The following is a 609-nucleotide window of genomic DNA, read 5'->3' on the forward strand; positions in this document are numbered from 1 at the left end:
AAGGACCCGCTCACCCACATGGTGCGCAACTCCGCCGATCACGGCCTGGAAACGATGGCGGAGCGCGCCGCGAGCGGCAAGGCCGAGCAGGGCACGATCCGTCTCTCCGCCTATCATGAAGGCGGCCACATCATCATCTGCATCGCCGACAATGGCCGCGGCCTCAACACCGAGCGCATCAAGACCAAGGCGGTCGCGAACGGTCTCGTCACCGAGGCCGAGCTCGAGAAGATGACGGAAGCGCAGATCCACAAATTCATCTTCGAGCCGGGCTTCTCGACGGCCGCCGCCGTCACCTCGGTCTCGGGCCGCGGCGTCGGCATGGATGTGGTGCGCACCAATATCGATCAGATCGGCGGCACCATCGATATCAAATCGGTGGCCGGCGAGGGCACCNTCGGTGGTCGAGCTGGTGCGCGCGCGCGCCAATTCCGAGCATCGCATCGAGCGCATCAAGGACACCGCCGTCCTGCGCCTGCGCAACAAGCTCTTGCCGCTGATGCATCTGAAGAAGCTCCTGAAGATCGATGACGGCTCGTCGTCCGATCCGGAGAACGGCTTCATTGTAGTGACGCAGGTCGGCAACCAGACCTTCGGCATCGTGGTGGA

The 609-nt window shown here is 63.8% G+C and carries 1 pseudogene; it reads left to right on the forward strand.

Features of this window, described 5'->3' with window-relative positions:
- Positions 1-609: pseudogene (locus tag HL671_RS37870) on the forward strand (chemotaxis protein CheA); the annotation flags it as partial.

Origin of the sequence: Bradyrhizobium denitrificans, assembly GCF_013179005.1 — a bacterium.
Classification (GTDB): domain Bacteria; phylum Pseudomonadota; class Alphaproteobacteria; order Rhizobiales; family Xanthobacteraceae; genus Bradyrhizobium; species Bradyrhizobium denitrificans.